The sequence below is a fragment of the Escherichia sp. WS1265 genome, from assembly GCF_046487585.1.
GTDB classification, from domain to species: domain Bacteria; phylum Pseudomonadota; class Gammaproteobacteria; order Enterobacterales; family Enterobacteriaceae; genus Escherichia; species Escherichia coli.
In genome coordinates this window covers 60,599-86,272 of sequence record NZ_JBJQJE010000009.1, presented here as the reverse complement: position 1 = coordinate 86,272, position 25,674 = coordinate 60,599, and the positions used below count along the sequence as shown (strand labels likewise).

The following is a 25,674-nucleotide window of genomic DNA, read 5'->3' as shown; positions in this document are numbered from 1 at the left end:
TCAGTAAGATAAAGCCGCTTCGCATTCCATGCTAATATAGGCCAACGCAATTCATATAGCCGTTGATACCTAATGTGATTACACTAGTAAAATATATTGTTACTTTACTATCGTTTAGGTGCGCTGAATGAATCTGCGCCCTGAATTCTGGTAAAAAACATTATCGTAAATTACCATTTCTTTCAACAGCTTACTAGTAAACAAGAAGTTAGCCTCCGTGAATATAAACGTCGCCGAATTGTTAAATGGGAATTACATTCTGTTATTATTTGTGGTCCTCGCGCTTGGGCTATGTCTCGGGAAATTACGACTTGGTTCGATCCAACTGGGTAATTCCATTGGCGTTTTAGTCGTATCGCTGTTATTAGGCCAACAACATTTCAGCATTAACACCGACGCGCTTAATCTTGGCTTTATGCTGTTTATTTTCTGCGTCGGGGTCGAAGCCGGACCGAACTTTTTTTCCATTTTTTTTCGCGATGGGAAAAATTACCTAATGTTAGCACTGGTGATGGTTGGCAGTGCGCTGGTGATCGCCTTAGGGTTAGGTAAGCTGTTTGGCTGGGATATTGGCCTGACGGCCGGTATGTTAGCAGGCTCTATGACGTCAACACCGGTTTTGGTCGGTGCTGGCGATACACTGCGTCATTCCGGCATGGAAAGCAGGCAGCTCTCACTGGCACTGGATAATCTGAGCCTCGGGTATGCCTTAACCTATTTAATCGGTCTGGTGAGTTTGATTGTTGGTGCGCGTTACTTGCCGAAATTGCAGCATCAGGACTTACAGACCAGCGCCCAGCAAATCGCCCGCGAACGTGGCCTGGACACAAATGCCAACCGTAAAGTTTATTTGCCGGTGATCCGCGCCTACCGCGTCGGCCCGGAGCTGGTAGCCTGGACCGACGGCAAAAATCTGCGTGAACTGGGTATTTATCGACAAACCGGCTGCTACATTGAACGTATTCGGCGTAACGGGATTCTGGCAAATCCAGACGGTGATGCCGTGCTACAAATGGGCGATGAAATAGCGTTGGTAGGCTACCCCGACGCCCACGCCCGACTCGATCCCAGCTTCCGTAACGGTAAAGAAGTTTTCGATCGTGACCTTCTCGACATGCGTATCGTCACTGAAGAAGTGGTCGTTAAAAACCATAACGCTGTTGGCAAACGCCTGGCACAACTGAAGTTGACCGATCACGGTTGCTTCCTTAACCGCGTCATACGTAGCCAGATTGAGATGCCGATTGATGACAACGTCGTGCTTAACAAAGGTGACGTTTTACAAGTCAGCGGCGATGCCCGCCGCGTAAAAACCATCGCCGATCGCATCGGCTTTATCTCGATTCACAGCCAGGTCACTGACTTGCTGGCATTCTGCGCCTTCTTTGTGATTGGGCTAATGATCGGGATGATCACCTTCCAGTTCAGCACATTCAGTTTCGGTATGGGGAACGCTGCCGGGTTGTTATTCGCCGGAATTATGCTGGGCTTTATGCGTGCTAACCACCCGACCTTCGGTTACATTCCGCAGGGTGCATTAAGCATGGTGAAGGAGTTCGGCTTGATGGTGTTTATGGCAGGCGTTGGTCTGAGCGCTGGTAGCGGTATTAATAACGGCCTGGGCGCGATTGGCGGTCAAATGTTGATTGCCGGATTGATTGTCAGTCTGGTGCCCGTGGTTATCTGTTTCTTGTTCGGTGCTTATGTATTGCGAATGAACCGCGCACTGTTGTTCGGCGCAATGATGGGCGCACGCACCTGCGCGCCGGCAATGGAGATCATCAGTGATACAGCTCGCAGTAACATCCCGGCGCTGGGCTATGCGGGCACCTACGCAATCGCCAACGTCCTGCTGACGCTGGCAGGGACAATCATCGTCATGGTATGGCCAGGATTAGGATAAAACTGAAGTTGCCCTGAAAATGAAATTTTTTTGCACAACCGCAGAACTTTTCCGCAGGGCATCAGTCTTAATTAGTGCCACTGCTTTTCTTTGATGTCCCCATTTTGTGGAGCCCATCAACCCCGCCATTTCGGTTCAAGGTTGGTGGGTTTTTTGTTGCCTAAAATTTATCTACTACCCTGCAACCCTCTCAACCATCCTCAAAATCTCCTCGCGCGATAGCGGCTTACGGTCGGTGACAAAATGCAGCGTCATCCCCTCAATAAACGCATCAAGCGCGCGGGCGGTTCCGGGTTCAAACCATTGTTCGAGCGTTTGCTGACTGCGCTGCATCCAGTTTTGCATTACCGTTTTTAATAGCGGTTTTCGGCTAGCCAGCGCGTAGAGCTGGTACATCAGCTCCATATTATCCGGCGTTGCAACCTGTGAGCTGTAGATCATATCGGTGATAGCCTGGCATGCGCCCGGAGCATCACTAACATCGCTAAAAAATGCCTGATATTGCCGGGACATGATCTCAGTAAAACTGCTGAACGCCTCCAGCAACAACTCATCAATTCCTGAAAAATAGTAGGTCATCGATCCCAACGGTACCCCGGCAAGGGTAGCAATTTTGCGGTGCGTAACAGCATGTATTCCATAAAGTTTCACCGCCTCCAGCGTGGCCTGGATAATTTTTTCTCGCCGTTGCGGATCGTTAGCGCGACGCATGTCATTTCCTCTCTCTGCAATTGTGTACAAATGTACACAACCTTGCTAATGTTGTCTTCCCTCTTCTTATTTTGACGTGATCTATGACCGTAAATTCTTCACGTAATGCATTGAAACGCCGAACCTGGGCGCTGTTTATGTTCTTCTTTTTGCCGGGCCTGTTAATGGCGTCCTGGGCAACCCGTACGCCTGCTATCCGCGATATTCTTTCTGTTTCGATCGCTGAAATGGGCGGAGTCCTCTTTGGTCTGTCGATCGGTTCGATGAGCGGTATTCTCTGCTCGGCGTGGTTAGTGAAACGCTTTGGGACACGTAATGTCATCCTGGTCACGATGTCCTGCGCATTGATCGGGATGATGATATTAAGTCTGGCACTCTGGCTGACATCGCCCCTGCTCTTTGCCGTTGGTCTCGGCGTCTTTGGGGCAAGTTTTGGTTCTGCGGAAGTGGCGATAAACGTTGAAGGTGCCGCCGTTGAGCGAGAAATGAATAAAACGGTTTTGCCGATGATGCACGGTTTTTATAGCCTGGGCACGCTGGCAGGCGCTGGTGTCGGGATGGCACTGACGGCCTTTGGCGTTCCGGCAACGGTGCATATTTTATTGGCGGCGCTGGTAGGCATCGCACCTATTTATATCGCCATTCAGGCAATCCCTGACGGTACGGGCAAAAATGCTGCCGATGGCACCCAGCATGGCGAAAAAGGCGTACCTTTTTATCGCGATATCCAGTTGCTGTTGATTGGTGTTGTGGTGCTGGCGATGGCCTTTGCCGAAGGTTCTGCCAACGACTGGTTACCCTTATTAATGGTTGACGGTCACGGTTTTAGCCCTACTTCCGGCTCGCTGATTTATGCCGGTTTTACCCTGGGGATGACCGTTGGACGCTTCACCGGCGGTTGGTTCATCGACCGTTACAGTCGCGTTGCCGTGGTTCGGGCCAGTGCGCTAATGGGGGCGTTGGGTATTGGGCTGATTATTTTTGTCGATAGCGCCTGGGTCGCTGGGGTGTCTGTTGTACTCTGGGGACTGGGTGCCTCGCTGGGCTTCCCGCTGACCATTTCTGCCGCCAGCGATACCGGCCCCGATGCACCGACCCGCGTCAGCGTGGTAGCAACGACCGGTTATCTGGCTTTCCTCGTTGGGCCGCCGCTGCTGGGCTATCTCGGCGAACATTATGGATTACGTAGTGCAATGCTGGTTGTACTGGCGCTGGTTATTCTCGCGGCTATTGTCGCGAAAGCCGTCGCCAAACACGATACCAAAACGCAGACGGCGATGGAGAATAGTTGATGAGCATTAAATTAATTGCGGTAGACATGGATGGTACTTTCTTAAGCGATCAAAAAACCTATAACCGTGAGCGGTTTATGGCTCAGTATCAGCAAATGAAAGCACAAGGCATTCGCTTTGTGGTCGCCAGCGGGAATCAATATTATCAGTTGATCTCTTTCTTCCCTGAAATTGCTAATGAAATTGCCTTTGTGGCTGAAAACGGCGGCTGGGTAGTGAGCGAAGGCAAAGATGTTTTTAATGGCGAGCTGTCGAAGGATGCGTTTGCTACTGTCGTGGAACATTTGCTGACGCGCCCGGAAGTGGAAATTATTGCCTGCGGAAAAAATAGTGCCTATACACTCAAAAAATATGACGATGCCATGAAAACGGTGGCGGAAATGTATTATCACCGTCTGGAATACGTCGATAACTTTGACAACTTAGAAGATATCTTCTTTAAGTTTGGCCTGAATCTTTCCGATGAACTGATTCCACAAGTACAAAAAGCATTACATGAGGCCATCGGCGATATTATGGTGCCGGTCCACACCGGCAACGGCAGTATCGATCTGATTATCCCCGGCGTACATAAAGCCAATGGCCTTCGCCAACTGCAGAAATTATGGGGAATAGACGACAGCGAAGTGGTGGTCTTTGGCGATGGCGGTAACGATATTGAGATGCTGCGACAGGCAGGCTTTAGTTTTGCAATGGAAAATGCCGGCAGCGCGGTCGTCGCAGCAGCAAAATACCGGGCAGGCTCCAATAACCGTGAAGGCGTACTGGATGTGATCGATAAAGTTCTTAAACACGAAGCGCCATTTAACCAATAAAAACGGCAGCACGCCCGGCAACACAATGCCTGAATGAAGGCTGCATAATTCGCGGAAATTAACCCGCTGCATTATTTCAGGCGAAATGATTATGAAAAATTGTCTACTGTTGGGCGCGCTTTTAATGGGCTTTACTGGTGTGGCGATGGCGCAAAGTGTCACCGTCGATGTGCCGAGTGGATACAAAGTGGTTGTGGTTCCTGATTCAGTCAGCGTTCCACAAGCGGTCAGCGTCACGACTGTGCCGCAAACCGTCTATGTGGCTCCTGCGCCAGCTCCGGCTTACCGCCCGCATCCTTATGTTCGCCATCTTGCCAGCGTAGGTGAAGGGATGGTTATCGAACACCAGATTGACGACCATCACCATTAATTTGAGAATGCCTGATCGCACAAAGCAATCAGGCATTTTTTTATCCTTCGTGCGAATTTCCCATCTGTTTATCTTTTAAAAAGATAACCATCAGCAACAGCCACAAAATTCCGTTGACAAGGTTGAAGAGATTAAACAGTCCGTTGCCCCCGTTCAGCCAGGCATGTTTGCTGATTTCAATACCGACGGTAAAGATCAGCATTTGCAGCATCCCCATCGCCGCAGAAACCGTACCTTTACTCATATCGCTGGCAAACAGGGTTAATCGCACCAGTCCCGCATTCGCCAGACCAATACCGAAAGCATAAATACTTAACCCGGCGGTCATCCATAAATACGCGTGCGATGAGATAACCGTTGCCGCAGCAGCGACCAACAGACCAATCATAATCGGCCAGCCGCCCATAATAATCAGCGAACGTACGGTGCGGCGCGAGGTCAGACGCGCTAGCAGCAAGTTACCCGCAATTAACGCCCCGAAAATAGGCACTTGCAGCAAGCCATATTCATAGCTGCTCAACTGCTCACCGGTAATGATGATAATCGGCGACTGGGCGATCCACGCCAGCAACGGCAGGCTAACGAATCCCAGCGCCAGCGCCCCCGCAACAAAGCGACCGTTCTTCAGCACCAGCTTATAGTCACGACCGAGTTCTTTCAGTGACAGTTTCTCGCCTATACGCGTGGCGGTTTCAGGCATGGCTCGTTGCAGACCGAGAAAGGAGATCGCTGCCAATGCGGCAAACAAGACGAACATCCCTTCCCAGGGCAGCACATGGATCCACGCCGCGCCCACCAGCGGACCAAGTAGCGGAGCAATCAGCGCCACGTTCGCCATCAGCGCGGTGATCTTGATACAAACCGCCTCTTCGAAGGATTCCTGAATTGCGGCGTATCCCACAGCGCCAATGAAACAGAGGCTTATGCCCTGCAAGAAGCGCAACAGAGTGAATTGTTCAATGTTTTGCGCCAGTAATATTGCCAGACAGGTGATGATAAACCACACCACCCCCGCCAGCATCACCGGACGGCGACCAATACGATCCGACAGCGGCCCCAGGAGCCATTGTAAAAACATCCCGCCCGCCAGATAAGCGGTCATCGAAGTAGGAACCCAATCAATGCCCGCCTGATATTGTTCCACCACGGCCAACATACCGGGTTGAATCATATCGTTGCCGATATAGGTTGAAAATTCGTAAAGCACAAGACAGAGAGGGAAAAGTAACGCCTGACGTCCAAGCCTGGCACCGGAAGCTAATTTATTTTGCATGCAATTTCTTCGCCAATAATAATCGCGCAAAGTTTAATAAAAGCGCAGCTAACGAGAAAGCAAATTTTGTAGCTGAAACCACGGTTAAGCACATTCTTACATTATTGCGAGTATAGCTACGCTTTCTTTAAGTTTTATTTAACCTATGCCCGTTACAATCACCCACCGTAAACAGGCCGCTTGAGGGAAATAAGACGATGCCGCTTTACCCAGTTTAACCTGCACTTTATTCTCAACGACTTGCCTGTATTGGCTCCCTTTTAATCACTTTGCGTCGGGAAGTTATGCTGGAAAATTTGAATCTCTCTCTATTCTCTCTTATTAACGCGACGCCAGACTCTGCGCCGTGGATGATCTCGTTGGCGATTTTTATTGCTAAAGATTTGATTACCGTGGTACCGCTGCTGGCCGCAGTACTTTGGTTGTGGGGGCTTACAGCACAACGGCAACTGGTGATAAAAATCGCTATCGCGCTGGCGGTCAGCCTGTTTGTGTCCTGGACGATGGGGCATCTTTTTCCGCACGACCGACCCTTTGTCGAAAATATCGGCTATAACTTCCTGCATCATGCGGCGGATGACTCATTCCCGAGCGATCACGGTACGGTGATTTTCACCTTTGCACTGGCATTTTTATGCTGGCATCGCCTGTGGTCCGGCTCACTTTTAATGGTGCTGGCCGTTGTCATTGCCTGGTCGCGCGTTTATCTTGGCGTCCACTGGCCGCTGGATATGCTCGGTGGATTGCTGGCAGGTATGATTGGCTGCCTTAGCGCCCAGATTATCTGGCAAGCGATGGGGCATAAACTCTATCAACGTCTGCAATCGTGGTATCGTTTCTGTTTTGCATTACCGATCCGCAAAGGCTGGGTGCGTGACTGATCTCTGCTAAAAAGTGTAGTATTGAGCGGCTCGCTTCAATAACTATTCAGAGGGATTATGGAAACACGTCGCGAAGAGCGTATCGGGCAGCTGCTGCAAGAATTAAAACGCAGCGATAAGTTACATCTTAAAGACGCCGCCGCCTTGCTTGGGGTTTCGGAGATGACGATTCGTCGCGATCTGAACAACCACAGTGCGCCCGTCGTTTTGCTCGGCGGCTATATTGTTCTGGAACCGCGCAGCGCCAGCCATTACCTGTTAAGCGATCAAAAATCCCGCCTGGTGGAAGAAAAACGCCGGGCGGCAAAACTGGCTGCGACGCTGGTAGAACCCGATCAGACCCTCTTTTTTGACTGTGGCACCACCACACCGTGGATTATTGAAGCGATTGATAATGAAATCCCTTTCACCGCCGTTTGTTATTCGCTAAATACCTTTCTGGCACTGAAAGAGAAACCCCATTGCCGCGCGTTTCTGTGTGGTGGTGAATTTCACGCCAGCAACGCCATTTTCAAACCCATCGATTTTCAGCAAACGCTGAATAATTTTTGCCCGGATATCGCTTTTTATTCCGCGGCGGGGGTGCATGTCAGTAAAGGCGCTACCTGTTTTAATCTTGAAGAGTTGCCGGTAAAACACTGGGCCATGTCGATGGCGCAAAAGCATGTGCTGGTTGTCGACCACAGTAAATTTGGCAAGGTGCGTCCGGCGCGCATGGGTGACCTGAAACGCTTTGATATTGTTGTGAGCGATTGTTGCCCGGAAGATGAGTATGTGAAGTACGCGCAGACGCAGCGTATTAAGTTGATGTATTAATGACGTATAACCGGATGACGTTTCGCGCCATCCGGTTATCAGAAGATTAAGAGAACCAGCTGCCGAACCACTGATGGAATTTCATCATCACGAAATCCCACATCCGACCAAAGAATCCGCCCTCTTCCACATTTTCCATCACGATCAGCGGACGCTGCTCAATGGATTTACCGTTAAGCTGGAAATCAATGGTGCCGACAACCTGACCTTTTTTCAGCGGTGCGGTAAGCTGCGGTTCCGTTAACGTATAACTCGCCTTCAGGTTTTTCAGCTGCCCACGTGGTATGGTCACTGAGCCCGCTTCGCCTGCCCCGAGATTCACTTCGCTCTTATCACCAAACCAGACGCGCTGAGTCACAAAGGTGGCATCAGGTACAATTGGCGTCACGGTTTCAAAGAAGCGGAAACCCCAGGTCAATAATTTCTCAGACTCATTAAAACGGATACGGTCAGTTTTCGCCCCCAGCACTACGGAGATTAAACGCATATCACCCTGGGTAGCCGAAGCAACCAGATTATATCCCGCGCCTGCAGTGGTTCCTGTCTTCATGCCATCAACATTCAGATTGCTGCTCCACAGCAGACGGTTACGGTTAGGCTGACGAATTTTGTTGAAGGTGAACTCTTTCTCTTTATGAATGGCATACTCTTCCGGCACATCGTGGATCAATGCTTTACCCAGCAATGCCATGTCGCGCGCGGTACTGAACTGCCCCGGCGCATCCAGACCGTGCACCGTCTGGAAGGTAGTGTTGGTCAGGCCCAGTTTTTTGGCATAACCATTCATCAGACCAATAAATGACTCCTGGCTCCCGGCAACGTAATCGGCCAGCGCAATACAGGCGTCATTACCGGACTGGATAATCACACCTTTGTTCAGGTCTGCCACCGAAACCTGATCGCCCGGTTTAAGGAACATTACCGATGAACCACGCAGTGCCGGATTTCCCGTCGCCCAGGCATCTTTACCGACCGTCACCATATCGGTGAGTTTAATCTTATCGGCCTTAAGCGCCTGCCCAACCACATAGCTGGTCATGATTTTAGTCAGGCTCGCGGGGTCCAGTTTTTCATCCGCATTGCCTTCTGCCAGCACTTTACCGCTGGCGTAATCCATTAAAATCCATGCACGCGCATCCACGCTCGGCGCTTCAACGGTTTGTTCCGCCGCGAATGCCGTTGGGGCAAAAAGGAATAAAAATGCAGAACCCGCTGCAAGACCACGAAGGAGAGAGGAGTATTGCGTCATAAATGCCACCCGAGTATCCATTCAAAAAAAATACGTTATATCGCCGTATGATAAGTTCGGTGATTAATAACGCACACACAAACTTAAAGAAACCGTAAGTTGGTAAAGTTTTTAAAGTTTATGCAATATCCTGCCGCTTCGCTGCTTCTGGTGTCATTTTTTTGCCAGCTGTTGCTTAAAAGTTAACTTTACTTCACCATCGGAGTCCTGTTCAGCCTGTGGCTGCCTGTCGGAAAAGGGGTGAGTATGATTACGCTGTGGGGTCGGAATAATTCAACCAACGTAAAAAAAGTATTGCTGACGCTCGAAGAACTGGAACTACCTTATGAGCAAATTCTCGCGGGCCGTGAGTTTGGGATAAATCACGATGCTGATTTTCTGGCGATGAACCCTAACGGGCTGGTGCCGTTGTTGCGTGACGACGAAAGTGATCTCATTCTTTGGGAATCAAACGCCATTGTCCGCTATCTGGCGGCACAGTACGGGCAAAAACGCCTGTGGATCGACTCACCGGCACGTCGTGCGGAAGCAGAAAAATGGATGGACTGGGCAAACCAGACGCTCAGTAATGCCCATCGCGGGATCCTGATGGGATTAGTCAGAACACCACCGGAAGAGCGCGATCAGGCCGCCATTGATGCCAGTTGTAAAGAGTGCGACGCCCTGTTTGCCCTGCTCGATGCGGAACTGGCAAAAGTAAAATGGTTCTCCGGCGACGAGTTTGGTGTGGGCGATATCGCTATCGCACCGTTCATCTACAATTTGTTTAACGTTGGCCTGGCCTGGACACCGCGTCCAAATCTGCAACGCTGGTATCAGCAACTCACTGAACGCCCAGCAGTGCGCAAAGTGGTGATGATTCCCGTTAGCTAATTGCGTGGGCTAACTTTAAGTAATTCCCCACTGGACTCGTCGGTGAGAACGTATAAATAACCGTCGGGTCCAGTGCGAACATCACGAATTCGCTGCCCTCTGTCCGTTAAAATACGGCCATCTTCTGTCACTTTGTCGCCGTTGACGCTCATCACAATGATATCTTTATCTTTCAGCGCGCCAATAAATAATTTTTGCTGCCACTGGGGGAATTTATCGCTGTTATAGAAGGCCATGCCGCTCACGGCGGGCGAATCTTTCCAGTAAAAAACAGGTTGCTCGGTCCCGGCGACGATCTCCCCTTTCGCTTCCGGTATCTTAAAGCCTGAATAGTTGATTCCCCAGGTTGCCAGCGGCCAGCCGTAGTTTTTGCCTTTTTGCGGGATATTAATTTCATCGCCACCGCGCGGGCCATGTTCATTCAGCCATAGTGCATTACTCCACGGATTCATCGCCATTCCTTGCGGATTACGAATGCCATAAGACCAGATCTCGGCGCGCGCACCGGATTCCTTTATAAAAGGATTATCATCCGGGATTTCGCCCTGGTCGGTCAGACGCACCAGTTTGCCCTGTAATTTATCCAGATCCTGCGCCGTCGGGCGCTGATTGTTTTCGCCCAGAGCAATAAAAAGATAACCTTTACCGTCGAATACCAGCCGCCCGCCAAAATGGTTGCCGGTAGACAGTTTTGGCATCTGGCGAAAGACGGTGCGGAAGTCGGTCACCTTTGAGAGATCATCACTTAAGCGGCCATAACCCACAGCAGTTCCGGCTTTGCCATCATCGCCAACTTCGGAATAACTTAACCAGATGCGGCGAGACTGAGCAAAATCAGGCGCTAAAACCACATCCAGCAGGCCACCCTGCCCGTGCGCCCAAACGTCCGGCACTCCGGAAAGCGGCGCAGATAATCCTTTTCCTGCTTGCCAGTGACGCAACTCGCCGCCGCGCAGAGTGATTAACATACCGTGATTGTCGGGTAAAAAGGCCAGCGCCCAGGGATGGTCGAGTTTGTCTTGCAGTACTTCGACATTTACCGTTGCAGGAGCCGCCCAGAGAGCGGAAGAAAGACAAATAAGGGGCACAAGGAAAAAGGATTGTCGATGCATAACGCCTCCGGATTGACTCTGGCTTAAAGCGTAGTCAGTGGAGGAGATAACAAATTCATTTTTACAAAAACTTAAACATGAAGGGGGAGACGCTTTCTCCCCCTTAGTTTTCAGGCCTTCTCAAGCATGGCGTGCTTCTGCAGGCTCTGGATACTCAGCGTTAAGCTCATCAGACAATTTTCAAGCTTATCGGCGTTGACGGTAATAACAGTCGGGCAATCATGGTGCCCACTCATCAAACATACTGCGGCTGTCGCTAATGCTTCTTCAGCATGATGAAGAGCACTCCACTCTTCCTGATCCAGATGAAGATTCAACCGCAGCGATTTATCGTGCAGTTCGCGATTCAGTTTAAAAAAGTTATCTCGTAGATGATTGCTTTCGCTGACGGACATGTATCCTTTTGCCTTCCTCAGTTGCACGTATGCGGCGAGGTCAACGCGTGCGTCGATCAACCGGTTCAGCAGATCGATTCGCTGTCTGTCAACGAACATACTTCGATCCTCCTCTTTCCAGCCTTGTTGCAATTAAATAGTATGGCTATTTTTTGAGCGAGATGCTGTCCAGGATCAATTCTTCACGCCGAATTAACAAAATTTACATTTCCTTCGCCTCCGCCTGCGAATGAGATTGCGATACAAATTTTATCCAGAACTCTGTAGAATCCCTGCCCTGACCTTTCCTGTAACTGAATATTTTTTAAGCTATGAGCAAAGTAACTCCCCAGCCGAAAATCGGCTTTGTTTCCCTTGGCTGCCCGAAAAACCTTGTCGATTCAGAGCGTATTCTCACCGAACTACGCACTGAAGGTTATGACGTGGTACCGAGCTATGACGATGCGGACATGGTGATCGTCAACACCTGCGGCTTTATTGACAGCGCGGTACAAGAATCACTGGAAGCCATTGGTGAAGCGTTGAATGAAAACGGCAAGGTAATTGTGACCGGTTGTCTGGGGGCAAAAGAAGATCAGATCCGCGAAGTCCACCCGAAAGTGCTGGAAATCACCGGGCCTCATAGCTATGAGCAGGTTCTGGAGCACGTTCATCACTACGTGCCAAAACCGAAACACAACCCATTCCTGAGCCTGGTGCCAGAACAAGGCGTGAAACTGACGCCGCGTCATTATGCCTATCTGAAAATTTCTGAAGGATGTAATCACCGCTGCACCTTCTGCATTATTCCGTCTATGCGCGGCGACCTGGTGAGCCGTCCGATTGGCGAAGTGTTAAGTGAAGCGAAACGTCTGGTTGATGCGGGCGTTAAAGAGATTCTGGTGATCTCGCAGGATACTTCCGCCTATGGCGTCGATGTTAAACATCGTACTGGCTTCCACAACGGCGAGCCGGTAAAAACCAGCATGGTCAGCCTGTGCGAACAGTTATCGAAACTGGGGATCTGGACACGTCTGCACTACGTTTACCCTTATCCGCATGTGGACGACGTCATCCCACTGATGGCAGAAGGCAAAATCCTGCCCTATCTGGACATTCCGTTGCAGCACGCCAGCCCGCGCATTCTCAAACTGATGAAGCGTCCGGGTTCTGTAGATCGCCAACTCGCGCGCATCAAACAGTGGCGCGAAATCTGCCCGGAACTGACCCTACGCTCAACCTTTATTGTCGGCTTCCCTGGCGAGACAGAAGAAGATTTCCAGATGCTACTCGACTTCCTGAAAGAAGCGCGTCTGGATCGCGTTGGCTGCTTTAAATACAGCCCGGTTGAAGGTGCAGACGCCAATGCCCTGCCTGACCAGGTTCCGGAAGAAGTGAAAGAAGAACGCTGGAACCGTTTCATGCAGCTGCAGCAGCAGATTTCCGCCGAGCGCCTGCAAGAGAAAGTGGGCCGTGAAATTCTGGTGATTATCGACGAAGTGGACGAAGAAGGCGCGATTGGTCGCAGCATGGCAGATGCACCGGAAATCGACGGTGCGGTTTATCTCAATGGTGAAACCAACGTTAAGCCGGGTGATATCCTGCGTGTGAAAGTCGAGCACGCCGATGAGTACGATTTGTGGGGTAGCCGGGTTTAATTAATTCAGGCCGGGCAAAATCATTTGTCCGGCCTGCGAATAATGATTACTGCCAGCTAATCTGCGCCCTGCCGTTTTTCTTACTCTTATACAGTCGCTCATCCGCCAGCATTTTCAAGCGTTCGACGGTAGTACATTCATTTGAATGCGCTACACCGATACTGGTGCTTAAATTAATGCTTCCCACCTGGAAATGAACAATTTCTTTTAGAATCGATAGCAACTCTTCCAGCGTTCCACCCGTATAAATCACCGCAAATTCGTCACCGCCGAAGCGGTAGACTTTACCTTTATCTACGGGGATCTGTGATTTAAGGATTTTCACCACTTTCATCAACACTTCATCGCCCAGCAAATGACCGAAGGTGTCGTTGATGTTTTTGAATTTATCGACGTCAAACAGGCACAAATAACCGCCTTTTTCCGGCAGCGCTTTTAAATCTTCGTCAAAGGATTTTCTGCCCATTGCTTTGGTCAGGTCATCCAGGAACGCCGAGTTATACAGACTGTAGAGTTTTTTGACATCGGCAGCCGAAAAGAAAAGCCCGCCATCCAGTACGCGTTCAAAATGGTTATTAATGATGGCTTCTTTCTCCACAATACCACGATTAATCACTCTGCGTACCAGATAGAGGCAACTGACACCCGATATCACTGCCACCAATGCGGCAAAGAAAATAATCAATGTACAGACCCGCAAATAAACATCTTTTTTATACGCAAATACGTACAATCCGGTCGGCAAATAGGCGAAGTGCTCCATCGCTTCCGAAACGGTGAAGATGGCGTTTTTAGCATTAAATTCATCACCGGTCACCGGTTTACCGTTCTTAAACAGAGAGAACATCAGGTTCTCGCTATCCATCGCCAGCGATTTTGACAGTAAAGAAAAACGCTCCAGACCAAGCAAAAATATCAGACTGCGATTGTGAGTTACCGGATAGAGGTAATAGACGAAGGTTTTACCGTCAAAAGAGATAAACCCTGTATTTTTGACATGTCGATACTTCACAATCTGCATAATATCTGCACAATAATTTTTCTCGAACTCCTTTACCTGAATACATTCGTCACTGGAAATCAGATAAGGACCGACATCGTACAAATAAGAGGGTGAAACCGAGTCGGCGTAAGCTGTGCGCAAACCAACCAACAGCTGTTCCTCCGTGGGGTTTAGCGTGTTGATGAGATCAATTGCCACGCTACGCCGATATTCAGCAATATTTGCCACCGCAAAAGCAGTATCAATAACGGACTGTTTCAGGCCATACACCCGTTCCTTTACCATTTGAGTGTAGATCCCGCAGGCAACTGCTGAAATCATGATAAAAATCAGCAGACTGACTGTAAGTACGAACTTATTGATTCTGGACATACGTAAACTACTCTTTTACTAATTTTCCACTTTTATCCCAGGCGGAGAATGGCATGGGTTTCTGGTACAGATACCCCTGAGCCTGAACACATCCTAATTTGATTAATTCGCGCGCAACGTCTTCGCTCTCTACGCCTTCCGCAATCACCGGGATCCGGTTATAGCGTGCCAGATCGAAAATAATGCGCACAATTTTTCCCGCAGTACCGAAAATATCGCCGGTAAATTGTGAGTCCACTTTTATGCTATCTGGATTAATTTCATAAAAACGTTTCAGGTTTGACAAACCGGTGCCAAAGTCATCAATCGATATCCGTACCCCTTGTTTACGCAGTTGTTCAATATTGAGATAAAAATGTTCATTAATTCGCTCGATCACGGTTTCAGTGATCTCAACACAGAGGCTGTTCTCCTTCAGGCCATTTTCTTTCATGATGGTGGTAAAACGCTCATGAAAGTGTGGTTCGTTTAACTGCCAGGGCGAAACATTAATATGCAGTAAGAAATCATCCTTCAGCGACGCACGCTGACTAAAATGTCTGAATTCACCCATTGCCGTTTTAATAATCTGATAACCCAGCTCATTGATAAACCCGATATCTTCAGCAATGGTAATGAACTTTAGCGGTGAAATGATCCCCCGCTCCGCAGACACCCAACGGCACAACGCCTCCGCGCCCAGAATGGTGCGGGTGTTAATATCAACGATCGGCTGATAGACCAGGAATAGTTCGCCAATTTCCATTGCATGGCGAATATTACGCGCAATCCAGATATTCTCTTCTATTTCGTTGAGTTTCGCGTCATCACAGAAAATAAACTCTGAGAACATATGGTCACGGATGCTGGAAATCGCCAGTTTCAGTTTTTCTGCGTAACTCCAGGCGTTTTCCCCCTGCAAAGGTTCACAAATGGCAGACTTATGGATGCGCAGATTGCGGTAGCCAAAGCTGCTGTCAAAATCGTTTACCATCGCTATTTTACGGGTAAATGTCTGTACATTTTCCCGGCACAGAAGTAAATAGAGATCGGCATTAAATGTCACGATATCGCAGCATTGCGCATATTTCTCGGCAATTCGCTGACACAATTTCCTGACGATTTTATTGCGTTCATCAACACCAAACACCGCTTCCACGGCTTCCAGACCACACAGTTTGATGATCCCCACAGCCAGATACTGATTATTGTTGGACTCAATAATCGCCATATTTTTAATAAAACCGCTTTCCTGATCGTAAGAGATCAGTGAGAGCAATTTATTTGACCGTTCAATTTCGGCATCTTTCATTTCCGCGATCGAATTTTTGATGCTGATAATCTCTTTCGCATCGCCTTCGCGAATTTTTAGAGCCTCGATTTGATCCGTGGAGTCAGGCAAAAATGCCAGCGTATTAACCAGCTCTGTCATTTCAGAAAATTGCCGACGGAACACACGAGTGGTCATTAAATAAACCACCAGCAATACGATAATAATGAAAGCAAACGGCAGATAAAAAAGTTTATCTGATGCGTTCAATAAATTACCACCAGGATAATAAAAATAGATTTCGAATAATGCGTTGTTTGGCACCGCTGATGTTTTTTCGATATATTCAGTATCGACAGAATCAATAATATTATAATTGCCTTCGCTATTATAAATAATTAGTTTTTCACGAGCGAGTTGATTCTTGGCAATGATCTCATGGCCTTGTTTTAAAAATAGAACTTCATCATTAGCGCTGATTTGATCAAGATACTCGTTCAGATATCGCCAGTTCAAATCGACATGAATTTTATCCACCGCTAACAAATCGTGATCTTTGCCGTTGATGTGTAGCGTAAAAGAGATACATTTTTTACCCGGACGATCAAAGCAATTGTATGCCGGATTCCAGCTGTTGTTAGAGTCATCTGAAGCCATCGACCACGGTCGTTTCGATGGGTTAAAATCGGCAAAAATAACCCGCCCTGACTCGTCGACAAGCGGTCCATTTACTTGTTCCTGATGATAAACAACGATTTTATCATTCGCCCTCCGCGAAAAAAGATAATATTTATTATCATCAAGTACCAGTCCCACCGAGTCTAAAAATGGCATCATTTCCATTTTAAGAATCACGGCGCGTTGAATCTCCTCTGTATTTTTTAATAAATACAGTGAGTCCTTTAATGTCAGGGCCGAACGTTCAATATCTTTAAAGAAATAGCCAACGTTTTTCTGAATAAGTTCAAAGCGGCTATCGGCACGTTTTACCGCGCGCTCCGATACCAGTTGATAGTTAATGATGAAAAAAAGACCAATAAATGACAGTGCTGCCAATAAAAATAAAATTATCAGCCTTATCTTTATCTTTTCGTATAAACTCAGCATGTTAATACATTTAACAAAATAACTATCTGAACGCTGTGCCGCTGCAAAAATTGTCCCTTGCTGCGGCTTTTTAACCAAATTACCCGATTCTACAAAATCAGCAGAAAGTTACAACACTTGCTTAGGGCAATAATTTCCTGTGAGGTGATTACCCTTTCAAGCAATATTCAAACGTAACTATCCTTTAATTTTCGGATCCAGCGCATCGCGTAAACCATCGCCCAACAAATTGAACGCCAGTACGGTCAGAAAAATAGCCAGGGCCGGAAAAACAGCGACATGCGGTGCGATAACCATATCCGCTCGTGCCTCATTGAGCATTGCTCCCCACTCTGGTGTCGGCGGCTGCGCACCGAGGCCGAGAAATGACAGGCTGGCGGCAGAGATAATCGAGGTGCCGATGCGCATGGTGAAAAACACCACGATAGAAGAGACGGTCCCAGGCAAGATATGACGCAATAAAATGGTCATATCGCTGGCACCAATACTGCGTGCTGACTCAATAAAGGTTTGCTGTTTCAACACCAGCGTGTTGCCGCGCACCAGGCGGGCAAACGCGGGGATGGAAAAAATGGCGACAGCGATAATCACGTTAGCAATGCCGCTTCCCAACACCGCAACAACAGCGATCGCCAGTAAAATACCCGGGAAGGCAAACAGCACATCGCAAATGCGCATGATTAGCCGATCCCACCAGCCTTCATAATATCCAGCAAGCAAGCCCAGCAACGTCCCGATCGCCGCACCGATAAACACGGCAAACACACCCGCCGCCAGTGAGATTTGCGCACCAACCAGGACACGGCTGAAAATGTCGCGCCCCAGTGAATCGACGCCAAACCAGTGCTGCAAAGAAGGTCCGTTATTCAGATTGTCATAATCAAAATAATTTTCGGCGTCATAGGGAGCGATCCAGCGTGCAAAAATGGCCACTACAATCAATAAAATAACGAATAATGCGGCGGTCATCGCCATATGCTGACGGCGAAATCGTCGCCAGAATTCATGCCACGGTGTACGTACCTGGTCAGGTTTGACCAGTGGCATGGCGTTTAACACCGCCTGACGTCGCCAGTTAAATAGTCGCATCCTTACTTGTACCTGATAGCCGGGTTAATGGCGGCGTAAAGCACATCCACCACTAAGTTGATAAGAATAAATTCCAGCGAGAAAAGCAGAATTTCCGCCTGAATCACCGGGTAATCGCGCATTTCTACGGAGTCAACGAGTAAGCGTCCAAGTCCGGGCCAGTTGAAAACTTTCTCCACCACGATGGAACCACCGAGCAAAAAGCCAAACTGTAAGCCCATCATGGTCACTACCGGGATCATCGCGTTACGTAGCCCGTGTTTGAGGACAACCCAGGTTTCGCTCACCCCTTTCGCCCTCGCGGTACGCATATAATCTTCGCTTAAAACATCGACAAACGACGCGCGGGTAAAGCGCGCCATCACGGCTGCCACTGCCGCGCCGAGCGTCAGGGAGGGTAAAATGTAGTGCTGCCAACTGTCTGCTCCCACGGTAGGCAGCCAGCCCAGTTCAACGGAGAATACCTGAATTAAAAGCATCCCCAGAGCAAATGCCGGAAACGAGATCCCCGACACCGCAATGGTCATACTCAATCGATCCGGCCAACGATTACGCCAGACGGCGGCGATAATTCCCGCCGCCATACCAAATATCACCGCCCAGACCATACTGGTTATGGTCAGCCACAGCGTTGGCATAAAGCGGCTGGCAATCTCATCGGCAACCGGACGACGCGACACCATCGACAGGCCAAAATCCCCCTGCACAGCATTGCTGATATAGTGCCAGAACTGGTGATACAGCGGCTGATCCAACCCCAGCTGCTGACGCACCAGTTCTATAACCTGCGCATCAGCTTCGGGCCCGGCAATCAATCGCGCCGGATCGCCGGGCAGCATATGGACAAATAAAAACACCAGCACCGAGACGATAAACAGCGTCGGAATCAACCCCAGCAAGCGTTTGATAACGTAATTAAGCATTCCACTCCCTGCGTTGCTTATTGCAAATCCGCGTCTTCAAAGCTGAAGCCGGTGTCTGGCATGATCCAAAAACCGGTCAGGTTTTTACTGTGTGCCGACACCAGTTTTTCTACCACCAGCGGGATCCACGGCGACTCTTGCCAGATGATATCCTGCGCCGCCTTATATAAGCGGGTCTTTTCCGCCGGATCATTAGTTTTCAGTGCCTGAGCCAGGAAGTCATCCACCTGTTTATTGCTGTAAAACGCGGTATTAAACAGCGTCGGTGGCCAGTTTTGCGAGGCAAACAGCGGCGATAGTGCCCAGTCCGCTTCGCCGGTTGAAGCCGACCAGCCAGTGTAGAACATCCGCACGCCGCTCTCTTTTTGCCCTTTACCTTCAACTTCTGCCGCCCGCTGTCCGGCATCCATCGCAGTCACCTGGGCTTTAATCCCGACCTGCGCTAACTGCTGCTGGGTAAATTGCAGCACTTTCTGCGCGGTGCTGTGGTTATGTGACGACCACAGCGTGGTACTGAAACCGTTGGGATATCCCGCCTCTTTCAGTAATTCGCGCGCTTTCACTGGATCGTAAGGCCACGGTTTATAACTTTGCGCGTAGGCGATACTCGGCGGTACCACACCAGTAGCTGGCGTTGCATAGCCCGCGAAGGCTACTTTCACCAGCGCCGGGCGGTTAATGGCGTAATTCAGCGCCTCACGGACCTTCGGGTTATCGAACGGCTTTTGCGTCACGTTCATACTGATATAACGCTGCATAATTGACGGACTGGCCATCAACTCGATATTTTTGTTTTTCTCCAGCAGTGCGGCCTGCTCGTAGGGAATGGGGAAAGCAAACTGCGCTTCACCGGTTTGCAGCATTGCCGCGCGGGTGTTGTTATCCGCCACCGGACGCCAGGTTATGCTGTCCAGTTTGGGCAATCCTGGCTGCCAGTAACCCGCGAATTTTTTCACCTTCACAAAATCAGTCTGATTCCAGGTATCCAGTTCATACGGCCCGGTTCCCACTGGATGAAAACCAATCTCCTTGCCATATTTTTCCAGCGCTGCCGGCGAAATCATCGCGGTCGCCGGATGGGCAAGAATATTAATAAACGCTGAGAACGGCTGTTTGAGGGTAATCTTTACCGTTGTTGGATCGATCGCTTCCGTTTTGGCAATATTCTTATACAGGTTGTAGCGTTTAAGATGATTCGCCGGATCGCTGGCCCGGTCCAGATTCGCTTTTACCGCCGCTGCGTTGAAGTCGGTGCCATCCTGGAATTTAATTCCTTCCCGCAATTTCACGGTGTAAGTAAGGCCGTCATCGGAAACGGTATAACTCTCCGCCAGCACGTTTTTCAGTTTCATCTCTTTATCGAGACCGAACAGCCCCTGGTAAAACGATTTCGCTACGGCCTGAGATAACGTGTCATTCGCGTCATATGGATCGAGCGTGGTGAAGTTCGATCCTACAGCCACCACCACATCTTTGGCAGCGAATGCACAAGATGCCATCAACGCTGTCGCAATGCCCAGCGCCACTAACCCACTACGGTGTACAGCTCTTGCCATTTTATTCTCCGCCTGAATGTTATCTACGCATGAATGCGTATTCTGATTGTGGTTGTGCGACGTAATGCCCCGGCCCGACGCATTGCAACGAGACGGCTGCAACCTCTTCGCCACGCAGATGAATATTGCTGGGAAGATCGTCCGACAGCAGTACACGCTGCGGTCGTTGTCGGGACGGTTCCGCGACCGGAACTGCCGCCAGTAATTTACGCGTATAAGGATGCTTCGGGTTTTCGAAGACCGCGCGCCGTGGACCAATTTCAACAATTTGTCCGAGATACATCACCGCCACACGATGACTAATCCGCTCTACCACGGCCATATCGTGGGAGATAAACAGATACGCAATGCCGAAATCACGCTGGAGATCGAGCAACAAGTTGATAATCTGCCCGCGAATAGAAACATCCAGCGCCGAGACGGCTTCGTCGGCAATGATCACTTTCGGATTCAATGCCAACGCGCGAGCAATGCAGATGCGCTGGCGCTGACCGCCGGAAAACTCATGCGGGTAACGCCAGGCATGTTCAGGTAACAGGCCCACGCGCTCCAGCAACCACGCAACGCGGGCAGCCGCTTCTTTACCTGGCAATAAACCGTGTACGCGCAGCGGTTCGATAATCGAATCACCGATGGTCTGACGTGGGTCCAGCGAAGCGTAAGGGTCCTGAAAAATAAACTGAATATCCCGGCGCAATGCCTGAAGTTTGCCGGGTGACAAGGTATCGATTCGCTGACCGTTAAAGATAATTTCGCCGCCCTGCGATTCGACCAGGCGCAGCAACGCCCGCCCGGTAGTGGATTTACCGCTGCCAGACTCGCCCACCAGCGATAGCGTTTCGCCAGGCCAGAGATCAAAACTGACTTTCTCAACGGCATGCACTTCCCGCGTTACGCGATTCAACAAACCGCTGCGCAAAGGGAAACGGGTGACCAGATTACGCACCCGTAAAACAGGTTCGCCATCCACCACCGTTTTCTGCTCGATGGGGGGTTCCTGTTTCGCTGGATGTTCAAGCGATATCAACGGGAAACGTCGGGGATAATCTAACCCTTTCATCGCACCAAGTTGCGGAACAGCAGCTAACAGCGCACGGGTGTAAGGATGATGCGGCGCATGAAAAATCTGTTCGACGCTACCCGTTTCCACCGCCTCGCCCTGATACATCACCAGTACCCGATCGGCAATCTCTGCCACCACGCCCATATCGTGCGTGATAAAGATAACGCCCATCGACATCTCTTTTTGCAATACTTTGATTAATTGCAGGATCTGCGCCTGAATAGTGACATCCAGCGCGGTGGTTGGCTCATCGGCAATCAGCACCGCCGGGCGGCATGACAGTGCCATCGCAATCATCACTCGCTGGCGCATCCCGCCAGAGAGTTGATGCGGATAACGTGAAAGAATGGTTTGTGCCTCCGGAATGCGTACCTGATCCAGCATCCGCTTCGCCTCGACCATTGCTTCTTCACGACTGGCGTTTTGATGCAGACGAATAGATTCAGCAATCTGTTCACCCACAGTAAATACCGGGTTCAGCGATGTCATCGGCTCCTGAAATATCATCGCCATATCCGCACCGCGCACATGGCGCATTTGTGCAGCGCTCTGCTCGCTAAGTTCAATCACTTCGCGACTGCGCCGCCGCAACAGCATTTTATCGCACTGTACTAAACCGCCCGCCTGTTCCAACAGACGCATCAATGCCAGCGCAGTCACTGACTTACCGGAGCCGGATTCGCCAACAATTGCCAGCGTCTCACCGCGTTGCAGGCTAAAAGAGAGATTGCGGACCACAGCTATTTTCTGCTGGTCCTGCATAAAGGCAATATTCAGATTTTCAACCGCCAGCACATCACCGGCATTAAGTTCATCACTGTGTGGCAACGGTGTCCCCTTTTTCACGGTAGATACCGGTGGTTGGCGTATCGCCTGCGTAGCCCCAGGCGCGATACATTCCTTCGGTGTTAAACAGTAGCGCGACGTTACCTTCATGGTCGATAGCGATTAAGCCACCGCTACCGCCAAGCGCAGGGAGTTTTTCCATTACTACCCGCTCGCAGGCTTCCGCGAGACTTAATCCGCCGTAATCCATTAACGCGGCGATGTCATATGCCGCCAGCGCGCGGATGAAGACTTCGCCCGTGCCGGTACATGAAACCGCCACACTGGCGTTATTGGCGTAGCATCCGGCCCCCACTAAGGGACTATCGCCAACTCGTCCGGGTAATTTATTGGTCATTCCGCCTGTGGACGTGGCTGCCGCCAGATTGCCGTCTAAATCCAACGCCACGGCCCCCACGGTGCCCATTTTCTGTTTTTCATCCAGTGGCGCACCGCTATGGTCGAGGACCATTTCCCCTTCCTCGCGCGCTGCCAGTAGTTGTTCATAACGCAAAGGCGTGGAGAAAATCTCCGGCGAGACGCGCTCCATGCCATGAGCAAACGCAAAATTTTCTGCCCCTTCGCCAATCATCATCACATGCGGGCTTTGCTCCATCACCAGCCGGGCGGCAAGAACCGGATTACGCAGATGACTAACGCCCGCCACCGCACCGGCTTTCAGGGTGTTACCATCCATCACACAGGCGTCCAGTTCATGGGTTTCATCACGCGTAAAGACAGCGCCAATTCCGGCGTTAAACAGTGGACACTCTTCCAGCAGACGCACCGCTTCCGTCACCACATCCAGCGCACTTTCGCCCGCTTCCAGCATTTTCTGCCCGGTTTCAACAATGGCAGACAGCGCCTCGATGTAGCGTAATTCCTGTTGCAGACTCATCTGCGCGCGGCTAATTGCACCTGCGCCGCCATGAATTGCAATGACTGCTTTGCCCATAGTATTCGTCCATTAAGGGTGGCTCGCCACTTTTGCTATAAATATCAGAATTTTTATGAATTACTCATTCAATTTTTGAATATAGAAAGATGGATATGGCATGTAAAGGCAGGAGCCAGCGCTACGCCCGAGGTGGCATACAGTCTGTGGCGTTTTTCTGACATAATAGGCAAATTCGATTTTGCCTCCGCAGGAGTGTTTTCATGGAATTTACCACCGGATTGATGTCGCTCGACACCGCGCTTAATGAGATGCTTTCTCGCGTCACCCCACTGACCGCCCAGGAAACGCTGCCACTGGTACAGTGTTTTGGTCGTATTCTGGCGAGCGATGTCGTTTCGCCACTGGATGTCCCGGGGTTTGATAACTCCGCTATGGACGGCTACGCGGTGCGTTTAGCCGATATTGCCTCCGGGCAACCGCTGCCCGTTGCCGGTAAATCCTTTGCCGGTCAGCCGTACCATGGTGAATGGCCTGCGGGTACCTGCATTCGTATTATGACCGGTGCGCCGGTGCCGGAAGGCTACGAAGCGGTGGTGATGCAGGAACAGACCGAACAGACTGACGCTGGCGTGCGTTTTACTGCTGAAGTGCGTAGCGGGCAAAATATTCGCCGTCGCGGTGAAGATATCTCTGCGGATGCGGTTGTTTTCCCGGCGGGAACACGCCTGACTACCGCAGAGCTGCCAGTAATTGCTTCACTGGGAATTGCCGAAGTTCCGGTGATTCGTAAAGTGCGTGTAGCGCTGTTTTCTACCGGTGATGAACTCCAGTTGCCAGGCCAGCCGCTGGGCGACGGCCAAATCTACGATACCAACCGTCTCGCCGTACACCTGATGTTAGAACAGCTGGGATGCGAGGTAATCAACTTAGGGATTATCCGCGACGATCCCCATGCCTTGCGCGCCGCATTTATTGAAGCCGATAGCCAGGCGGATGTGGTGATCAGTTCCGGCGGTGTTTCAGTGGGGGAAGCGGATTACACCAAAACCATTCTTGAAGAGCTGGGGGAGATCGCCTTCTGGAAGCTGGCGATTAAACCAGGTAAACCTTTCGCGTTCGGAAAACTCAGCAATAGTTGGTTCTGCGGCCTGCCGGGCAACCCGGTTTCAGCAACGCTGACCTTCTATCAACTGGTACAGCCATTGCTGGCAAAACTAAGCGGCAACACCGCCAGCGGCCTGCCCGCGCGCCAGCGTGTGCGCACGGCATCGCCTCTGAAGAAATCGCCAGGACGCCTTGATTTCCAGCGCGGCGTGCTGCAACGCAACGCCGATGGCGAACTGGAAGTGACGACCACCGGACATCAGGGTTCACATATATTTAGCTCCTTTAGCCTCGGCAACTGCTTTATCGTACTGGAGCGCGAGCGCGGCAATGTGGAAGTGGGCGAATGGGTGGAAGTAGAACCGTTTAACGCGTTGTTCGGAGGCCTGTAATGGCGGAACTCAGCGATCAGGAGATGCTGCGCTACAACCGGCAAATCATTCTGCGCGGTTTTGATTTTGACGGTCAGGAGGCGCTAAAAGATTCTCGAGTGCTGATCGTCGGCCTCGGTGGACTCGGCTGCGCAGCTTCGCAGTATCTGGCAAGCGCCGGTGTCGGCAACCTGACGCTGCTCGACTTCGACACGGTTTCGCTCTCCAATCTGCAACGCCAGACGCTGCACAGTGATGCCACGGTCGGGCAACCGAAAGTGGAATCCGCCCGTGACGCCCTGACGCGGATCAACCCACATATCGCGATTACGCCAGTCAATGCGCTGCTTGATGACGCTGAACTTGCTGCGATGATTGCAAAACACGATCTGGTGCTCGACTGTACGGATAACGTTGCAGTACGTAATCAACTGAACGCAGGCTGTTTTGCCGCGAAGGTGCCGCTGGTTTCCGGCGCGGCAATTCGTATGGAAGGTCAAATCACGGTCTTCACTTATCAGGACGGCGAACCGTGCTATCGCTGCCTTAGCCGTTTGTTTGGCGAGAACGCGTTAACCTGCGTAGAAGCAGGCGTGATGGCACCGTTGATCGGCGTAATTGGTTCGTTGCAGGCAATGGAAGCGATCAAACTGCTGGCAGGTTATGGTAAACCGACCAGCGGGAAAATCGTCATGTACGATGCGATGACCTGCCAGTTTCGTGAAATGAAACTGATGCGCAATCCGGGGTGTGAAGTGTGCGGGCAGTAATTGCCACCTCCAGGCCT

22 protein-coding genes are annotated in these 25,674 nt (G+C 50.4%); 10 read left to right on the top strand and 12 right to left on the bottom strand.

All coding sequences use genetic code 11. From position 1 onward, the window contains the following. Positions 1-217: 217 nt before the first annotated feature. The gene (locus ACJHX3_RS11025) at positions 218-1,903 is read left to right on the top strand and encodes an aspartate:alanine antiporter (RefSeq protein ID WP_001024885.1); all 1,686 of its coding nucleotides are present in this window, start codon (positions 218-220) and stop codon (positions 1,901-1,903) included. Positions 1,904-2,077: 174 nt separating this feature from the next. Here the strand turns inward: ACJHX3_RS11025 and rcdA are convergent, their stop codons facing one another. Next, a complete protein-coding gene (rcdA, locus tag ACJHX3_RS11020; protein ID WP_001295289.1) occupies positions 2,078-2,614 on the bottom strand; it encodes a DNA-binding transcriptional regulator RcdA in 537 nt (178 codons plus the stop codon). A gap of 83 nt (positions 2,615-2,697) precedes the next feature. Between rcdA and ACJHX3_RS11015 the strand changes: the two genes are divergently transcribed. The 3 genes from ACJHX3_RS11015 (at position 2,698) to ybjH (ending at position 5,091) form a co-directional block, all read left to right on the top strand. Next, positions 2,698-3,906: an MFS transporter gene (locus ACJHX3_RS11015; RefSeq protein ID WP_000217858.1), complete on the top strand. Its 1,209-nt coding sequence runs from the start codon at positions 2,698-2,700 to the stop codon at positions 3,904-3,906. Then, positions 3,906-4,721 (top strand): 5-amino-6-(5-phospho-D-ribitylamino)uracil phosphatase, encoded by an 816-nt coding sequence (gene ybjI / locus ACJHX3_RS11010; RefSeq protein ID WP_001305939.1) that lies wholly within the window; start codon positions 3,906-3,908, stop codon positions 4,719-4,721. Before ACJHX3_RS11015 ends, ybjI begins: the two co-directional genes overlap by 1 nt. An 85-nt stretch (positions 4,722-4,806) precedes the next feature. After that, positions 4,807-5,091, top strand: a complete 285-nt coding sequence (gene ybjH, locus ACJHX3_RS11005; RefSeq protein ID WP_000605485.1) for a protein YbjH — start codon at positions 4,807-4,809, stop codon at positions 5,089-5,091. A gap of 40 nt (positions 5,092-5,131) precedes the next feature. On the opposite strand, the gene mdfA is transcribed toward ybjH, so the two are convergent. Beyond that, a complete protein-coding gene (mdfA, locus tag ACJHX3_RS11000; RefSeq protein ID WP_001469053.1) occupies positions 5,132-6,364 on the bottom strand; it encodes a multidrug efflux MFS transporter MdfA in 1,233 nt (410 codons plus the stop codon). Positions 6,365-6,648: 284 nt separating this feature from the next. On the opposite strand from mdfA, the gene ybjG reads away from it, so the two are divergent. Next, positions 6,649-7,245 carry an undecaprenyl-diphosphate phosphatase gene (ybjG, locus tag ACJHX3_RS10995; RefSeq protein ID WP_000892317.1) on the top strand — a complete coding sequence of 199 codons (597 nt, stop codon included), beginning with the start codon at positions 6,649-6,651 and terminating at the stop codon, positions 7,243-7,245. Positions 7,246-7,302: 57 nt separating this feature from the next. After that, positions 7,303-8,061, top strand: coding sequence for a DNA-binding transcriptional repressor DeoR (gene deoR, locus ACJHX3_RS10990; RefSeq protein ID WP_000450121.1), 759 nt, complete (start codon positions 7,303-7,305; stop codon positions 8,059-8,061). Between the two features lie 46 nt (positions 8,062-8,107). Here deoR and dacC read toward each other — a convergent pair whose 3' ends face one another. Next, the gene (gene dacC / locus ACJHX3_RS10985) at positions 8,108-9,310 is read right to left on the bottom strand and encodes a serine-type D-Ala-D-Ala carboxypeptidase (RefSeq protein WP_094308422.1); all 1,203 of its coding nucleotides are present in this window, start codon (positions 9,308-9,310) and stop codon (positions 8,108-8,110) included. 246 nt (positions 9,311-9,556) lie between these two features. Here dacC and gstB point away from each other — a divergent pair, with 246 nt between their 5' ends. After that, the gene (gene gstB, locus ACJHX3_RS10980) at positions 9,557-10,183 is read left to right on the top strand and encodes a glutathione S-transferase GstB (protein WP_001469056.1); all 627 of its coding nucleotides are present in this window, start codon (positions 9,557-9,559) and stop codon (positions 10,181-10,183) included. Here gstB and yliI read toward each other — a convergent pair. Together yliI and bssR are read right to left on the bottom strand one after the other, a co-directional pair. Further along, a complete protein-coding gene (yliI, locus tag ACJHX3_RS10975; RefSeq protein ID WP_024043954.1) occupies positions 10,180-11,295 on the bottom strand; it encodes an aldose sugar dehydrogenase YliI in 1,116 nt (371 codons plus the stop codon). The genes gstB and yliI overlap by 4 nt on opposite strands. A 110-nt stretch (positions 11,296-11,405) precedes the next feature. Continuing rightward, the gene (gene bssR / locus ACJHX3_RS10970) at positions 11,406-11,789 is read right to left on the bottom strand and encodes a biofilm formation regulator BssR (protein WP_000497137.1); all 384 of its coding nucleotides are present in this window, start codon (positions 11,787-11,789) and stop codon (positions 11,406-11,408) included. A 212-nt stretch (positions 11,790-12,001) separates the two neighbouring features. On the opposite strand from bssR, the gene rimO reads away from it, so the two are divergent. Beyond that, positions 12,002-13,327: a 30S ribosomal protein S12 methylthiotransferase RimO gene (rimO, locus tag ACJHX3_RS10965; protein ID WP_000049367.1), complete on the top strand. Its 1,326-nt coding sequence runs from the start codon at positions 12,002-12,004 to the stop codon at positions 13,325-13,327. A gap of 46 nt (positions 13,328-13,373) precedes the next feature. Here rimO and ACJHX3_RS10960 read toward each other — a convergent pair whose 3' ends face one another. From ACJHX3_RS10960 to iaaA, 7 genes are all read right to left on the bottom strand, one after another. Next, positions 13,374-14,702, bottom strand: a complete 1,329-nt coding sequence (locus tag ACJHX3_RS10960) for a GGDEF domain-containing protein (RefSeq protein ID WP_000086873.1) — start codon at positions 14,700-14,702, stop codon at positions 13,374-13,376. Between the two features lie 7 nt (positions 14,703-14,709). Further along, the gene (locus ACJHX3_RS10955) at positions 14,710-17,058 is read right to left on the bottom strand and encodes an EAL domain-containing protein (protein WP_024185216.1); all 2,349 of its coding nucleotides are present in this window, start codon (positions 17,056-17,058) and stop codon (positions 14,710-14,712) included. Between the two features lie 177 nt (positions 17,059-17,235). Beyond that, positions 17,236-18,147, bottom strand: a complete 912-nt coding sequence (gene gsiD, locus ACJHX3_RS10950) for a glutathione ABC transporter permease GsiD (protein ID WP_001236044.1) — start codon at positions 18,145-18,147, stop codon at positions 17,236-17,238. 2 nt (positions 18,148-18,149) lie between these two features. Beyond that, positions 18,150-19,070 carry a glutathione ABC transporter permease GsiC gene (gene gsiC / locus ACJHX3_RS10945; RefSeq protein ID WP_000936043.1) on the bottom strand — a complete coding sequence of 307 codons (921 nt, stop codon included), beginning with the start codon at positions 19,068-19,070 and terminating at the stop codon, positions 18,150-18,152. Positions 19,071-19,087: 17 nt separating this feature from the next. Beyond that, positions 19,088-20,626, bottom strand: coding sequence for a glutathione ABC transporter substrate-binding protein GsiB (gene gsiB / locus ACJHX3_RS10940; RefSeq protein ID WP_000090158.1), 1,539 nt, complete (start codon positions 20,624-20,626; stop codon positions 19,088-19,090). Positions 20,627-20,645: 19 nt separating this feature from the next. Then, positions 20,646-22,517 carry a glutathione ABC transporter ATP-binding protein GsiA gene (gene gsiA, locus ACJHX3_RS10935; RefSeq protein WP_001469058.1) on the bottom strand — a complete coding sequence of 624 codons (1,872 nt, stop codon included), beginning with the start codon at positions 22,515-22,517 and terminating at the stop codon, positions 20,646-20,648. Further along, positions 22,504-23,469 (bottom strand): beta-aspartyl-peptidase, encoded by a 966-nt coding sequence (gene iaaA / locus ACJHX3_RS10930; RefSeq protein ID WP_000513764.1) that lies wholly within the window; start codon positions 23,467-23,469, stop codon positions 22,504-22,506. The genes gsiA and iaaA overlap by 14 nt, the downstream gene beginning before the upstream one ends. A 203-nt stretch (positions 23,470-23,672) precedes the next feature. On the opposite strand from iaaA, the gene moeA reads away from it, so the two are divergent. Both moeA and moeB read left to right on the top strand, forming a co-directional pair. Next, positions 23,673-24,908, top strand: a complete 1,236-nt coding sequence (gene moeA / locus ACJHX3_RS10925; RefSeq protein WP_094321734.1) for a molybdopterin molybdotransferase MoeA — start codon at positions 23,673-23,675, stop codon at positions 24,906-24,908. Next, entirely contained in the window at positions 24,908-25,657 is a 750-nt protein-coding gene (gene moeB, locus ACJHX3_RS10920; protein ID WP_000829222.1) for a molybdopterin-synthase adenylyltransferase MoeB, read from the top strand. Before moeA ends, moeB begins: the two co-directional genes overlap by 1 nt. Positions 25,658-25,674 lie beyond the last annotated feature (17 nt).